At 68.9% G+C, this 12,604-nt stretch carries 16 protein-coding genes and 1 tRNA gene; 6 read left to right on the forward strand and 11 right to left on the reverse strand.

The annotated features are described in order from the left end of the window. Window positions 1-362: 362 nt before the first annotated feature. The 4 genes from CKO31_RS06325 to mtnC all read left to right on the forward strand — a co-directional run bounded on the left by CKO31_RS06325 (window position 363) and on the right by mtnC (window position 5,703). A complete protein-coding gene (locus tag CKO31_RS06325; protein WP_200235100.1) occupies window positions 363-863 on the forward strand; it encodes a methyltransferase family protein in 501 nt (166 codons plus the stop codon). A gap of 234 nt (window positions 864-1,097) precedes the next feature. Further along, the gene (locus tag CKO31_RS06330; protein ID WP_200235102.1) at window positions 1,098-3,710 is read left to right on the forward strand and encodes a circularly permuted type 2 ATP-grasp protein; all 2,613 of its coding nucleotides are present in this window, start codon (window positions 1,098-1,100) and stop codon (window positions 3,708-3,710) included. 2 nt (window positions 3,711-3,712) lie between these two features. Next, window positions 3,713-4,705 carry a transglutaminase family protein gene (locus CKO31_RS06335; protein WP_242475196.1) on the forward strand — a complete coding sequence of 331 codons (993 nt, stop codon included), beginning with the start codon at window positions 3,713-3,715 and terminating at the stop codon, window positions 4,703-4,705. 320 nt (window positions 4,706-5,025) lie between these two features. Beyond that, entirely contained in the window at window positions 5,026-5,703 is a 678-nt protein-coding gene (mtnC, locus tag CKO31_RS06345; protein ID WP_200235104.1) for an acireductone synthase, read from the forward strand. A 339-nt stretch (window positions 5,704-6,042) separates the two neighbouring features. On the opposite strand, the gene CKO31_RS06350 is transcribed toward mtnC, so the two are convergent. The 3 genes from CKO31_RS06350 to CKO31_RS27175 all read right to left on the reverse strand — a co-directional run bounded on the left by CKO31_RS06350 (window position 6,043) and on the right by CKO31_RS27175 (window position 8,006). After that, the gene (locus tag CKO31_RS06350) at window positions 6,043-6,717 is read right to left on the reverse strand and encodes a peroxiredoxin (protein ID WP_200235106.1); all 675 of its coding nucleotides are present in this window, start codon (window positions 6,715-6,717) and stop codon (window positions 6,043-6,045) included. A 241-nt stretch (window positions 6,718-6,958) separates the two neighbouring features. Next, a complete protein-coding gene (locus tag CKO31_RS06355; protein WP_200235108.1) occupies window positions 6,959-7,864 on the reverse strand; it encodes a 5-bromo-4-chloroindolyl phosphate hydrolysis family protein in 906 nt (301 codons plus the stop codon). A gap of 10 nt (window positions 7,865-7,874) precedes the next feature. Further along, complete coding sequence (locus CKO31_RS27175; RefSeq protein ID WP_274607700.1) at window positions 7,875-8,006, reverse strand: hypothetical protein; 132 nt, start codon at window positions 8,004-8,006, stop codon at window positions 7,875-7,877. 27 nt (window positions 8,007-8,033) lie between these two features. Between CKO31_RS27175 and CKO31_RS06360 the strand changes: the two genes are divergently transcribed. Then, window positions 8,034-8,504, forward strand: a complete 471-nt coding sequence (locus CKO31_RS06360) for an SRPBCC family protein (protein ID WP_200235110.1) — start codon at window positions 8,034-8,036, stop codon at window positions 8,502-8,504. 167 nt (window positions 8,505-8,671) lie between these two features. Here CKO31_RS06360 and CKO31_RS06365 read toward each other — a convergent pair whose 3' ends face one another. Further along, on the reverse strand, window positions 8,672-9,145 hold the full coding sequence (locus CKO31_RS06365; protein ID WP_200235112.1) for a DUF6789 family protein: 474 nt from the start codon (window positions 9,143-9,145) through the stop codon (window positions 8,672-8,674). A gap of 117 nt (window positions 9,146-9,262) precedes the next feature. On the opposite strand from CKO31_RS06365, the gene CKO31_RS06370 reads away from it, so the two are divergent. Then, a complete protein-coding gene (locus CKO31_RS06370) occupies window positions 9,263-9,838 on the forward strand; it encodes a VIT1/CCC1 transporter family protein (protein ID WP_274607701.1) in 576 nt (191 codons plus the stop codon). Between the two features lie 30 nt (window positions 9,839-9,868). Here CKO31_RS06370 and CKO31_RS06375 read toward each other — a convergent pair whose 3' ends face one another. The 7 genes from CKO31_RS06375 to CKO31_RS06405 form a co-directional block, all read right to left on the reverse strand. After that, entirely contained in the window at window positions 9,869-10,063 is a 195-nt protein-coding gene (locus CKO31_RS06375) for a hypothetical protein (protein ID WP_200235116.1), read from the reverse strand. Window positions 10,064-10,101: 38 nt separating this feature from the next. Further along, on the reverse strand, window positions 10,102-10,398 hold the full coding sequence (locus CKO31_RS06380) for a hypothetical protein (protein ID WP_200235119.1): 297 nt from the start codon (window positions 10,396-10,398) through the stop codon (window positions 10,102-10,104). Continuing rightward, window positions 10,391-10,825 carry a type II toxin-antitoxin system VapC family toxin gene (locus CKO31_RS06385; RefSeq protein WP_200235121.1) on the reverse strand — a complete coding sequence of 145 codons (435 nt, stop codon included), beginning with the start codon at window positions 10,823-10,825 and terminating at the stop codon, window positions 10,391-10,393. The genes CKO31_RS06380 and CKO31_RS06385 overlap by 8 nt, the downstream gene beginning before the upstream one ends. Before the next feature lie 24 nt (window positions 10,826-10,849). Further along, on the reverse strand, window positions 10,850-11,050 hold the full coding sequence (locus CKO31_RS06390; RefSeq protein WP_200235122.1) for a type II toxin-antitoxin system VapB family antitoxin: 201 nt from the start codon (window positions 11,048-11,050) through the stop codon (window positions 10,850-10,852). Between the two features lie 62 nt (window positions 11,051-11,112). Then, complete coding sequence (locus CKO31_RS06395; protein WP_200235124.1) at window positions 11,113-11,553, reverse strand: PIN domain-containing protein; 441 nt, start codon at window positions 11,551-11,553, stop codon at window positions 11,113-11,115. A gap of 159 nt (window positions 11,554-11,712) precedes the next feature. Then, window positions 11,713-11,789, reverse strand: a tRNA-Met gene (locus CKO31_RS06400). 263 nt (window positions 11,790-12,052) lie between these two features. Further along, the gene (locus tag CKO31_RS06405; RefSeq protein ID WP_200235126.1) at window positions 12,053-12,538 is read right to left on the reverse strand and encodes a hypothetical protein; all 486 of its coding nucleotides are present in this window, start codon (window positions 12,536-12,538) and stop codon (window positions 12,053-12,055) included. Between the last annotated feature and the right edge of the window lie 66 nt (window positions 12,539-12,604).

Below are 12,604 nucleotides of genomic sequence, written 5' to 3' on the forward strand. Positions count from 1 at the left end.
CTGGGGGCTGGGGGCGCCCACAATAAGGGGACGGTGTATCTAATTATGTTAATGCCCGATGCGATGGGGTTGTACATGAGATGTCTGGCACGCTCCGCGACAAAATAAGTATACTGTCACCTTAAAAATAGATTCGAGCTCGCGGCTCCACCCGCCAATTACGGGGCGGTAACCATAATGCCTAACAGGGATAGGTATACCGTCCCCATAATTGGTTGCTGCGGCTGTCGTCGTGAGCTGTGTCGTCCCCTGAAGGCAGAGGCGTGTTGCCGCTACAGAATCCTGGCCTGTGGTGCCCCTTGGGAGGGGCTTGGCAAACCCAATCTGAGTGGGTCTTTGGCACGTCCGACGGAGAAATGAGCATGGCTGGCGATACTGGTGAGAAGCGGGGCTTCGGGCAGCGGGGGGAGATCCTGGTGGCGATCCAGTTCGCGCTGATGATCGGCTTTGCGCTGCTGCCGGTGTGGCAGCCGTTCATGGGCGCCGATGCCATGGACGCGAGCGGCGCCCTGCGCGGCTGGCTCGCGGCGCCCTTCGCCGTCCTCGCGTTGATCTTCGGCGCCTTCGGCTCGGTGCACATCCGCGATTATCTGACGCCGCTGCCCTATCCGGTGGACCACAATCAGCTGGTGCAGCACGGGGTCTACGCCATGGTTCGCCACCCGCTGTATGCCAGCCTGCTCTTCGCCGGCGCCGCCTGGACCGTCTTCAACTTGAGCCTGTCGCATCTGCTCGGGCTGGTCGTGGCGTTCTTGTTCTTCAACTACAAGGCCGGCAAAGAAGAAGCTTGGCTCACCGAGCGGCACCCGGAATACAGCGACTACGCCCAGCGGGTGAAAAAGTTCATACCCTTCGTGTATTAAAAAAAGGCCGATCGATTGGCGTTTCCCGTACGGGCCGGGACGGCCGGCGGATTTTGCCAAGGTAAGCCCATTTATCGGTCTCTCCCTTGAAGGCGCATCCTTAGGAGGCGTAGGCGAGGGCTGCAGACGGCGGCGCTCGGCGAGCGAGCCGGACACTCGCTCTTCCCACCTCGCACTTCACCCTTCAAACTTCACCCCTACTTCCCCGATGCGCCGGCCCGGCCGCGAGCGCCCATGTCCGCCACGAGCCCCCTCGCCCAGCTGGACGACGTCCGCCTGGAGGACGCCTATGTGCCGGCGCCCGGCAGCTGCGACGAGATGCGCGCCGCCGACGGCGGCCTACGCCCGCACTGGCAGTACCTGATCGACACCCTGCGCCAGCTCGGGCGCGGCGGCATCGAGACCCGCTGGCGCGAGGCACACCGACTGATCCGCGACAACGGCGTCACCTACAACCTGCACGGCGACCCGCGCGGCATGTCCCGCCCCTGGGAGCTGGACCCGCTGCCGCTGCTGCTGCGCGGCGAGGAATGGGCGGAGCTGGAGCGCGGGCTGATCCAGCGCGCAGAGCTGCTGAACGCCGTGCTGCTGGACCTCTACGGCCCGCGCCGACTCATCACCCAGGGCCTGCTGCCGCCAGAGCTGGTGGACGGCTATCCCGGCTACCTGCTGCCCTGCCACGGCATCGGCGTCGCCGGCGAGCGCCCCCTGGTGTTCTACGGTGCAGATCTGACCCGCGATACGCACGGCCACTGGCGCGTCATCGGCGACCGCACCCAGACGCCCTCCGGCGCCGGCTATGCGCTGGAAAATCGGGTGGTGCTCTCGCGGGTCATGCCGAGCCTCTTCCGCGACAGCCACGTACATCGCCTCGCCGGCTTCTTCCGCGGCCTGCGCCGGGCCATGAACCGTCTAGCACCGGGCGATGCCCCACAGGCGCGGGTCGCGCTCATGACCCCGGGGCCGGCGAACGCCGCCTACTTCGAGCACGCCTATCTCGCCAACTACCTGGGCTACACCCTGGTGCAGGGGGCGGACCTGTCGGTGCGCGACGGCGCGCTCTGGCTGCGTACCCTGGGCCGGCTGGAGCGCATCGACGCGGTGCTGCGGCGGGTGGACGACTGCTTCTGCGACCCGCTGGAGCTGCGCGAGGACAGCATGCTCGGCGTGCCGGGGATGGTGCAGGCGGTACGCACCGGCAACCTGACCGTCGCCAATGCGCTGGGCAGCGGCGTGCTGGAGCACCCGGGGCTGATGGCCTTTCTGCCGGAGCTCTGCCGCCAGCTGCTGGGCGAGGACCTGCTGCTGCCGCACCTGGATACCTGGTGGTGCGGGCGCCCGCAGGACCGCGAATATGTCCTGGCCAACCTGGATACGCTGGTCATCAAGCCCGCCGGCGGGCGCACTGACGACCCCGTAAACGGCGGCCCCGGGCAACGGGTGCTGTTCGGGCGCAATCTGGGCCGCGACGCCCGCGCCAGGCTGGTGGCGCAGATCCAGGCGGAGCCCCACCGCTTCGTCGCCCAGGAGGAGGTCAAGCCGTCCACGGCACCGGTGTACGTGGATGGGCGCATCGAGCCGCGGCCCTTCGTGCTGCGCAGCTTCTCGGTGGCCGAAGACGACGGCTATGCCGTCATGCCGGGCGGTCTGAGCCGCGTCGCCCTGTCCAAGGACACGCCCATGGTGTCGAGCCAGCTCGGCGGCCTCGGCAAGGACACCTGGGTGCTGGCCACCGAGCCCGAGCGCGAAGAAAGCCTGCTCGGACTGCAAGACACCCAGAGCCCGGCGGTGGTGCGCGAGAGCGACGTCTCCTCCCGCGTCGCCGACAATCTGTTCTGGATCGGGCGCTACGCCGAGCGCGCCGAGGGCCTGGTGCGCCTGCTGCGGGTCACGGCCATCAACCTCACCGCCCGCAGCAGCTTCACACCGGAAGAGCAGGGCATCGGCTGCCTCGGCACCCTGCTGGAGGCCCTGAACGAGCAGTGCCACGGCAATGTGCCCCTGCCCACCGGCGCCGAGCCCGCCGCCCTGGCGGCGCCGACGCCGGAGCTGCTGTCGCTCATCACCGACCTCGAGCGCGTCGGCGCCCTGCCGCAGACGCTCCAGGCCCTAGGGCAAGCGGCATGGTCGGTGCGCGAGCGGCTCTCCAGCGACACCTGGCGGGTCATCAACGACATCGAGCGCCACCTGCGCCGGCTCACCGGCCAGCCGCCGCGGACTCTGAACGCCGCCCTGGACGTGCTGGACCCGCTGGTGACCTCTCTGGTGGCCTTCTCGGCGCTGACGCAGGAGAACATGACCCACAACGAGGGCTGGCATTTCCTTGAGGCCGGGCGGCGGCTGGAGCGCGGCCTGAACCTCGCCGCCCTGCTGCGCTCCACCCTGGTGACGGTCATCCCGGCACCGGAGGAAGGGCTGGTGGTGGAGGCCATCCTCGGCGTCACCGACAGCCTGATCACTTACCGGCGCCGCTATCAGGCGGGCACCCGGGTCGGGGCCCTGCTGGACCTGGTGGTGCAGGACGAGGCCAACCCGCGCTCGCTGGCCTACCAGATCTTGCGCCTCTCGGCGCTGGTGGAGGACATGCCGCAGGACCCCATGGGCCCGGTGCGCACCGCCGCGCAAAAGGGCATGCTGCGGCTGCTGACGGAGCTGCGGCTCGCGGGGCTGGACCAGCTCGCCCAGCCGGATGCCGACGGCAGGCGCCGGGGTGCGCTGGCGGACTTCCTCACCGCGCAAGAGGCGGGTATGGCAGCGGTCTCGGATGCGCTGACGGCGCAGTACTTCCGCCATGAGGAGCACCCGCATCACATGATCGAGCATCGTTTAAGCGCGGTGCGACGCTGATCATGCGCTTTCGCGTCAGCCACACCACCCACTACGGCTATGGCAGCCCGGTGTCGCTCTGTCACAGCATCTCGCACCTCAAGCCCCGGCAGACCCCGCACCAGCACTGCCCGAAGAGCCAGGTACGGGTCACGCCCTGGCCGTCGGTGTCGCGCGAGCACACCGACCTCTTCGGCAACCGCGTCCAGTATTTCTCCATCCAGCAGTCGCACGCGGCGCTGGAGGTGAGCGCCGTCAGCGAGGTGGCGGTCACCGCCCCGCCCGAGCCGGACGCCGCGGCCTCGCCGCCCTGGGAGCAGGTGCGCACGCGCCTGCGCGAGGCACGCGAGCCCGAGACCATCAATGCCCGCATGTTCACGCTGCCCTCCCCGGCCATCCCGGCCCGGGCCGAGGCGCTGGAGTATGCGCTGGTCTCCTTCACGCCGGGGCGCCCGGTGCTGGCGGCGGCCCGGGAGCTGATGGCCCGCATCTACGCCGAGCTTGAATACGACCCCGCCGCCACCGGCGTCGCCACGCCGCTGGCCGAGGTGCTGTCCCAGCGCCGCGGCGTCTGCCAGGACTTCGCGCACGTCGGCATCGCCTGTCTGCGGGCGTTGGGCCTCGCCGCCCGCTACGTGAGCGGCTACCTGGAGACCCTGCCGCCGCCCGGCCAGCCGAAGCTGCGCGGCGCCGACGCCTCCCACGCCTGGTACGCCCTCTACCTGCCGCTCAGCGTGAGCACCGCCGCCGGCACAGGCCCAGCCACGGGCGCCAAGGCGACAGCAGCCGCGCACGACCCAAGCCACCGATCTGCCGCGGACACCACCGCGAGCGCCCAAGCCTCCACCGGCGTCTGGATCGACTATGACCCCACCAACGACTGCCTGCTCGGCGAGCAGCACATCACCACCGCCGTCGGCCGCGACTACGGCGACGTCACCCCAGTGCGCGGCGTCTTCTACGGCGGCGGCGAGCACCAGCTGAGCGTCGCCGTGGATGTGGATCGGCTAGACTGAGGCGACGACGGATGCGCCCGCCCGGCGTCGGTCGGGCCGACGTCAGGAGGCCCGACAGTCAGGCGCTTGCAGCGAGCGCCGTGTAGGGCTTCTTGCCGCAGCCCGACCTCCGGTGCTGACGGACCAACCGCTTGAGCGCGCCTGAGGGTGAGCGCATAGTTCGGCCTGCCCTTGGGTCGACGTGCTCGGGAGCACCGGCTGCGCAGCAGTGCGCCGCCTGTCGCGGCAAGGATGCCGCTCCCACAGCCGGAAGTCGTTGGGCGCGACCATGATCGGGCCAAGCGATAAGGCCCCCACGAACCACCGCAACGGAGTCACACATGCTATCGGTCGACGCCGTCGTCCTGGACATCGAGGGCACCACCACGTCCGTCGCGTTCGCCACCGACGTGCTCTACCCCTATGCCCGGGAGCGCCTGCCGAACTATGTCCGCCAGCACCGGGACGAGCCGGAGGTGGGCGCAATCCTGGACGAGGCCCGGGAAGCCGGCGGCGTCTTCAACGACGAGGCGGTGGTGGTGCGCATGTGCCACTGGATGGAGCGCGACCAGAAGGTCACGCCGCTCAAGGCGCTCCAGGGGCTCATCTGGGAGGAGGGCTATCGCACCGGCGAGCTGGTGAGCCACCTGTATCCGGACGTAGCGCCGGCGCTCGCGGCCTGGCATGCGCGGGGCCTCGCGCTCTACATCTACTCGTCGGGCTCGGTGCACGCCCAAAAGCTGATTTACGGCCATACCCTCGCCGGCGACCTGACGCCGCTGCTCTCCGGTTACTTCGATACGCACGTCGGCCACAAGCGCGAAGTGGCCTCCTACCGCCGCATCGCCGAGGCCATCGGCATGCTGCCCGGGCGCATCCTATTCCTCTCCGACGTGCGCGAGGAGCTGGACGCCGCCCGCGAGGCCGGTTGGCAGACCATCTGGGTGGTGCGCGAGGGCGTGCCGCGACTGGCCGCCGCCCACCGCCGGGTGACCCGCTTCGACCAGATCCCGCTTTGAGGACAGCCGCCGCTGCCGGCGGTGATCGCAAGCACGTAGGGTGGACGAGCGCCAGCGAAGTCCACCCGGGGCGGTAGGGGGCGCAGGGGGCCGCACAGCACTCGGTGGACTGCGCTTCGCTTGTCCACCCTCCCGTCCGCCGCCGCAGCCACACGCGACAACGGCCATCGAGACCTGGCCTACCCCCCGTCCGCCGCCGCAGCCACACGCGACAACGGCCATCGAGACCTGGCCTTGTTGTTCGTGTCGCGTTCGTGCGGTATTCGGTTGGGGCAATGATCAAGGAGGCGTCCTTGCCTCCTTGGTGGTCGCCGTGTCCAGGGCGGCCCGCCGCCGCAGTTACAGCGCCTTCTTGCAGAAGTACCAGTCGCTGCACTCGTAGCCCTCGTCCATGCGGGCTTCGGCCTGCTCTGCGGTCGCAGGCGGCGGCACGATGACCTTGTCGCCGGGCTGCCAGCCCTCGGGCGTGGCAACGCCGTTGGCGTCCGAGGTCTGGAGCGCCTTCACCAGCCGCACGAACTCATCGATGGAGCGGCCGTTGGTCATGGGGTAGTAGACCATCGCCCGCAGCACGCCCTCGGGGTCGATGACGAAGGTGGCTCGCACCGCCGAGGTGTCGCTGGCGCCGGGCTGGATCATGCCGTAGGCCTTGGCAACGGTCATGGACAAATCGGCGATGATCGGGAAGCCGATGTCGACGCCGAACTTCTCCTTGATGTTCCGCTCCCAGGCGATGTGCGAATAGTGGCTGTCGATGGAGAGGCCGAGCAGCTCGCAGTCCAGCGCCTGGAAGTCCGCGTGGCGCTTGGCGAAGGCGATGAACTCCGTGGTGCACACCGGCGTGAAGTCCGCCGGGTGGGAGAACAGCACCAGCCACTTGCCGCGGTAGTCCTCGAGCGTCTTACGCCCGTGCGTGGTCGGCGCGTCGAAGGCCGGTGCCGGCTCGTTCAAGCGCGGCATGGGCGAGGTGGACTGGGGGGCAGCCTGGGGGACCGATTGGGTCGTGTCTTGCATCTGCGTGTCTCCGATTGCGGAAGGTTTGGGTTGCACCCGTCGTCGCCGGGTTGAGCAATACGGTAAGGCCCCTGAATCCGTGGAGGAAATCGTTTGGCATGATAGCTGCCATCGGTCAAACCAATTGAGAATAGTCAAGCAATTGCTTTAACCAATCAAAAAGCTCGGAGACGAGCGCGCCCAATGCCGATGCCGATGCCGATGCCGATGCCGATGCCGATGCCGATGCCGACAGAGTGTGCTAGAGGATGCCCTCGCGCTCCAGCTGCCGGGTCAGCACCTCGATCTGCACGTCGAGGTCCTCGACGTCGCGCTCCAGCAGCACTTGGTGCTGCTCCCGGAAGGCGGCCTCCACGGTCTCCAGCGCGTGGCGGAAGCGTTGCTCCAGATCCGGTGTGGCCACCTCGCCATGGGTGCTCGCATAGCCCTCCACCACGCGCTGCACGCCGTCCAGGTAGACGTTCAGAAACTTCCGCGCCCGCCACAGATCCCGCGGGTCGTCCTGCACGCGCCCCAGGATCTGCCGAGCCAGCATGGCGATGCTGGTGAGCCGTCGATCCAGCTCCGGCTGGCGGATGTTGCGGCTCGCCTGCTCGATGGCGGCGATGGACCCGGCGGCACGGCGCAGGGACTCGCTGCCGTAGCGGCCCAAGCCCTGCGGCCGGCGCCGCAGAAAGGCGAAGTCCAAGCCATAGACCAGATGGAAGCCGAGCAGGGTCACCAGCGCGAAGGCGGCGCCGATGGCCGGGTGATGGCCGACACCGAGCCAGGCCGTCACCCCGCTGCCTAGTGCCATGAGCCCAGCGCCTGCGGTCTTCGGCGACCAGCGCTGCCACCAGGCACCGGCACCGGGCCCGGCCGCGGCGCCGTCGAGCCCGCGGCGAGCCAGCAGCGCCCCGCCGAGCAGCAGGCCATAGCCGAGCACATCGCCCACCAGCAGCCCGAGCTGCCCGCGGATCAGCGCGATCAGCGCAGCGGCCGCCGCCGGCAGCGGCAACAGGAAGAGCGGCCACTCGGGGGCGGTGGCTCCATCCCCTGCGGCCGCCTCGGGCTCCTCCGTGGCCTGTGCGTTGATCCATCGCCATAACGCCGCCACCAATGCGGCGGCGATGGCGATGACAATGAGCAGGAGCAGGAGTCGCTTCATGACAACGTCCTCAGCGCACCAGCGTGGTCGCCGAGGCGGCCGCCACCGCGCTGCACGACGTCAGCAGCGCCTGCGAGGAGGCGACACCGATGCCCACCACCAACAGCACAATGCCGATGAGGCGGCGCTGGCGCTCCGACATGGCAGATCTCCCCTATCAATGGCGCCGATGGATGCCCCGGCCGCCGGCAGCGCCATCAGCGACGACACCGCGGCAAAGGGACAGTATCGCGCGGAAGCACGCCGATCCGCGAGCACCACGGCCATGACCCCCGTCAGCCTGGACATCGACACCTCGGCCGAGACCGCCTGGCGCATCCTCATCGACACCGAGGAGTGGCCGCACTGGGGCCCGAGCGTGCGGGCCGTGCGGGCACCGGCCCGCCACATCGGACCTGGCATGTCCGGCCGCATCCAGACCTCCCCGGGGCTCTGGCTGCCGTTTCGCATCACCGACTGGCAGGACGGCCGCTACTGGGCCTGGCGCGTCGCAGGCATGGGCGCCACCGGCCACCGCGTGACACCCCTCGACCCGGCCCGGTGCCGGGTCAGCTTTCTCATCCCGCGCTGGGCGCCCGTGTATCGGCCCGTGTGCGAGACGGCGCTGCGGCGCATCGCCGAGCGCGCCGCAGCGCCGTGACCCCAGCGCCGGGGCATCCGATCCCTAGGCCCCGCCCGATCCAGCGGGCTGGCCGCAACATCTCGAGCGCCGCGCGCCGCCAAAGCGCGCAGCAGGGCGGGGACCCGCCGCCATGGCACGCCGATCCACAGTCGTTGGCGCGCGACGCGGCATGCCACAAAGCCGGCTCAGCGTGCGGCTGTTGCAACCGGCCGCTGCGGTGCATAACGGATCAGAGCGCCATACGCCACGCCCAGCACGGCACCGAAGATCACATGCAGCACCAGCGTCGCGACAGGCGCCATCACGCCCAGATCCAGGGCGAAAAAGCCCGTGCCGACCAGCGGCATTAGCACGAGCATCATCAGCAGCCAGGCCCCGATGGAGAACAGCATGCCGCGCAGGGTCCAGCTGTTGCCGGGCACCATGCCGCCGATGAACGCGAACAGCAGCCCCCACAGCACCGTGCCGATGGCAACGTGCAGCGCCCAGCCAAGCATCGGCGTCGGCTGGATGCCAAGGGCATTACCACCAAGGCCGGCCAGCATGGTGATCACGTTCAGCTGGGGCAGCATCCCGAGCGACCCTTTAAGGAGCATCAGCGCGGACAGGACCAGGGTCGCCGCAAGTCCTGCCAGTAGTCCGGAAATGGGCTTCGACATGTCGAACCTCCCGAGTGCGTTCAAAGGCGTCCCGACCTGACGGGACTCAACCCACCGCGGGCAAGGCGCATGCCACGGCATAGCTCCGCGTGTGGCGCCGGCGCACGCCTGGCAAGGATGGGCATTGCCACCGCATCCGGGGTATATGCCCCCGCAAGGGCAAGGCTACCGCCCAACAATTCGCCAGCCGGGTCTGGATCGGAGCAGGACCAGCGCCGGGTGGGCCTAGAGCACCTACGAGCCTTGCAGGCGCAAGACCCCGGCCGCGTCGCCGCCGACATCGAGATCAGACTCCAAGCCGGCGGTCTCGACGCCGCCGCGGCATCCGACCTCGTCGCGGAATCCGGCAAGCGCGCCGGCGGGCTCCCAGCCCTCGCCGAAGCAACGCTGCCGCCGCCAATGGCCGGCAAAGGCGACAACCCAACGGCCCGGGCCTTTTGGATGTTGGCATCGGACCTGTCGGCGTCCCTGCTGCCTGTGCTGCCCTTCGCGCTGCTGCCGATTCTGCCGGCACGCGTCGTCTCCGTGGTCCTCACCGCGGCCTTGATGCTCGCCCTCGGCGTCTGGCGGGCAAGACTCGGGCGCAGGCGCACTTTGCCGACGGCGCTCACCACCCTCGGCATCGCCGCCGCAGCCGGCGCGGTCGGACTGATCACGGGCCAGCTGGTGGATGCCTGGTTCGGGGTGGGCTGAGGGCGGCCGGCGCGAAGCCGGCCGTAGCATCTATCGGGCAACAGCAACTCGGCGCCATGAGCGCTGCCGCTGCGGACCTGCTCCAGCAGTCAGATAGCCGGGCGCGCTCGGCTCGTCGACGCAGAGGTGGGTGAGCGCCGCCCGCGCGGCCGCGTCGGCCAGGTCGCGGGCCTTGAAGACGTCGGTCTCCAGGTCGCGGCGCAGAGGCTTGGCGAGGGGCTCCATGGGGTCTGCTCCGTTGGCGGTGGCGGTGGCGGTGGCCGTCAATCGAAGTGGCCTTTGGCGTTGTAGCCCAGGATGGCGTCGTCGCTGCGGTGGTCCTGGAGCGGCAGCGACCAGACTGCGCGGCGGAGCCACGCCAGCGTGTCGGCGATGCTGGGCTTGTGCTGCTGCGTAGCCAGGCCATCCTGGCCTGGGGCATACGGGTCGGAAGCGTCGGGTGCGCTTGCTTGTTCGGGGGTGGAAGCCGTTGTTGAGCTGGGTTTACCAGGACTGGAAGCCCTGGCTACGTAGAAAGCCCTGGCTGCGTCGGTGCGGGTGTGGCTGGTGGGCTTAGGCATCGTCGGGTGGGTCGGGCGAGTCAGGGGTGCCATCCACGGATTTGGTCGGTCCTTGCGCGGCCGGCTCGGCAAAGGCGAGATGCAGCTCGCTCGCGGCCTGGTGCAGGCGCTTGTCGCGTGTCCAGAGGGTCGTCCCCTCACGCTGCGCGGCTGACACCAACAGGTGCACGTCGATGAAGCCGAGTCCGCGGCCCCAAAGCCGATGCTGCTCCAGAAAGTCCAGCGCGGCGGCTCGCGTCGCCGCGCCGAGCCGGGGCAGGCCCTGCCACAGGCCCAGCATGGCCGCGCGATGCTTGACATTGCCGCAGGCGAGCTCGCCCAGCACCATCGGGTGCATGACCACGTCGGTCTGTTCCAACAGCGCGGCGAGGTGCGGCTCGCCGGCGCGCAGGTGGTCGATCCACACGGCGGTATCCACCAGGACCATGGTGGCAGGGTCAGGGCAGGGAGATCACGGGTCGGGCTGGGATTGCCGCCGGGGCACGGGCTCCAGCTGCGGCTGGGTGCCGCCGAGGGCCGCGAGCCGACGGGCGCTCTCACGCTCGATGAGCGCCTTGAGCCCTTCGCGGATCAGGGCCGTCTTCTCCTGCACTCCGGAGAGGCTGCGGGCCTGCTCCAGCAGGTCGTCGTCGATGTTGAGGGTGGTACGCATGGCATCAGGATGCAGATCAAAAAGGTTGTTCGATCTGCATCAATGTAGTCGCCCAGGTCGCGTTAGACCACCACGGGCCCATCGGCGAGCTTGTCGCGGATGCGCCGCTCGGCCTCCTTGAGCCAGGCGGCCAGCTCGACCCCGTCGGTCAGGGTGCGCCTGGGCAGGTCCACAGGCGCGGCCTTGACTCGGAAAGCATGCGGGGCGTGGAAGGCCAGGCTCTCGCCCTCCACCGTCAGCTCGGCGATGACCACCAGGACCTGCTCCAGCGCCGACACCACCTGGGCCTTGCTGTCGCCATAGGCGCGGGTCAGCACCCAGACCAGCTCGCCGAGCACCAGCTGCGCCACGCGCCCCGGGTCGGCAGCGGTGCAGCGGACCTCGATCAGCCGCGCGGCCTGGTCGGCCCTGCCGCGGATCGACAAGTACTGGCGGTCGCGGTGATGGATCAGGCTCGGCCGCAACGGGCCGACGCGCGCAGAGGGCAGGCTCCGGGTCGTCAAGCACGATTGCGGCACGCGCCTTGCTTAAGGCTTTCAGCCGATGATGGCGCGCGTGGGAGGCGCGGATCGACTCTGGAGCATTGCTTACCCCAGCGCTTACGCAGATCCCGCTGCAAACAAAAAGGGCCTAGCGAGAACTCGCTAAGCCCTTGGATTGTGTGGTAGCGGGGGCAGGATTTGAACCTACGACCTTCGGGTTATGAGCCCGACGAGCTGCCTGACTGCTCCACCCCGCAACTGAGCCGCCTATGGTAGCGTCGCTGAATACTTCTGACAAGACCCTTTCAAGAGATTTTTCTGCTCTGCTACTTCAAGTCTAGCAACACGCGGTTGGGTTGCTGGGCTGCGCCGTGGGAGCGGCCTCGGGCCGCGATGCCCCGGTCGGAGTGCCGTCGCGGCGGGACGCCGCTCCCACAGCGGCAGGAGCACCGTGGGAGCGGTCTCTGGCCGCGATGCTCGAGGCGGAGCGCTGTCGCGGCCGGAGGCCGCTCCCACTGGGTCAATCGTGGGGGGAGAAGTCCTGCGGATAGGGGTTGGTGTGGTTGCGGCGGATATGGATGTAGCCGTGCTCGGAGGCGGCGTGGCAGTTGTTGCAGCCGGTGATGAGCTCGTTGTAAGCGGCGTCGATGGGCTCGCGCTCGCCCTTGTCGATGGCGGCTTCCATCTGCTCGAAGGCGGGCATCAGGGTCTTTTGCAGGTTCTCGGCGATGGGGATGCCTTCGTAGTCCTCGACCTCGCTGACGGCGTCGATGACCTCTTCCACCTCGTGGGCGTAGAAGTCCTCCAGCGTGGGGTTGTTGGCATCGATGGCGAGGCCGAGCTTGTGCACGTAGTACTGCATGTTCTGCATCAGCAGCAGCAGGTGCATGCCCTCGAATGGTGAGTGATGGTCTTCTCCGTGGTGGTCGTCGTCGCTGGCCATGGCGGCGTGCGACAAGCTGACGGCGGCGATCAGGCTCAGAGTGGCGAGAGGTTTGCGAAACATCGGATGCTCCTGTTGGGGTTGATTAGTAAGGGGTAGAAGGTCGCGGGGTGCAGATGCGCGAGCCCG

The sequence above is a fragment of the Thiohalocapsa halophila genome (genome assembly GCF_016583825.1).
In the GTDB taxonomy this organism is placed as follows: Bacteria; Pseudomonadota; Gammaproteobacteria; order Chromatiales; family Chromatiaceae; genus Thiohalocapsa; species Thiohalocapsa halophila.

What these genes read in the sequence shown, in the direction of transcription:
- CKO31_RS06325 (WP_200235100.1), top strand. Translation starts at nt 363, where the DNA reads ATGGCTGGCGATACTGGTGAGAAGCGGGGCTTCGGGCAGCGGGGGGAG.
- CKO31_RS06330 (WP_200235102.1), top strand. Translation starts at nt 1,098, where the DNA reads ATGTCCGCCACGAGCCCCCTCGCCCAGCTGGACGACGTCCGCCTGGAG.
- CKO31_RS06335 (WP_242475196.1), top strand. Translation starts at nt 3,713, where the DNA reads ATGCGCTTTCGCGTCAGCCACACCACCCACTACGGCTATGGCAGCCCG.
- mtnC (WP_200235104.1), top strand. Translation starts at nt 5,026, where the DNA reads ATGCTATCGGTCGACGCCGTCGTCCTGGACATCGAGGGCACCACCACG.
- CKO31_RS06350 (WP_200235106.1), bottom strand. Translation starts at nt 6,717, where the DNA reads ATGCAAGACACGACCCAATCGGTCCCCCAGGCTGCCCCCCAGTCCACC.
- CKO31_RS06355 (WP_200235108.1), bottom strand. Translation starts at nt 7,864, where the DNA reads ATGAAGCGACTCCTGCTCCTGCTCATTGTCATCGCCATCGCCGCCGCA.
- CKO31_RS27175 (WP_274607700.1), bottom strand. Translation starts at nt 8,006, where the DNA reads ATGTCGGAGCGCCAGCGCCGCCTCATCGGCATTGTGCTGTTGGTGGTG.
- CKO31_RS06360 (WP_200235110.1), top strand. Translation starts at nt 8,034, where the DNA reads ATGGATGCCCCGGCCGCCGGCAGCGCCATCAGCGACGACACCGCGGCA.
- CKO31_RS06365 (WP_200235112.1), bottom strand. Translation starts at nt 9,145, where the DNA reads ATGTCGAAGCCCATTTCCGGACTACTGGCAGGACTTGCGGCGACCCTG.
- CKO31_RS06370 (WP_274607701.1), top strand. Translation starts at nt 9,263, where the DNA reads ATGGGCATTGCCACCGCATCCGGGGTATATGCCCCCGCAAGGGCAAGG.
- CKO31_RS06375 (WP_200235116.1), bottom strand. Translation starts at nt 10,063, where the DNA reads ATGGAGCCCCTCGCCAAGCCTCTGCGCCGCGACCTGGAGACCGACGTC.
- CKO31_RS06380 (WP_200235119.1), bottom strand. Translation starts at nt 10,398, where the DNA reads ATGCCTAAGCCCACCAGCCACACCCGCACCGACGCAGCCAGGGCTTTC.
- CKO31_RS06385 (WP_200235121.1), bottom strand. Translation starts at nt 10,825, where the DNA reads ATGGTCCTGGTGGATACCGCCGTGTGGATCGACCACCTGCGCGCCGGC.
- CKO31_RS06390 (WP_200235122.1), bottom strand. Translation starts at nt 11,050, where the DNA reads ATGCGTACCACCCTCAACATCGACGACGACCTGCTGGAGCAGGCCCGC.
- CKO31_RS06405 (WP_200235126.1), bottom strand. Translation starts at nt 12,538, where the DNA reads ATGTTTCGCAAACCTCTCGCCACTCTGAGCCTGATCGCCGCCGTCAGC.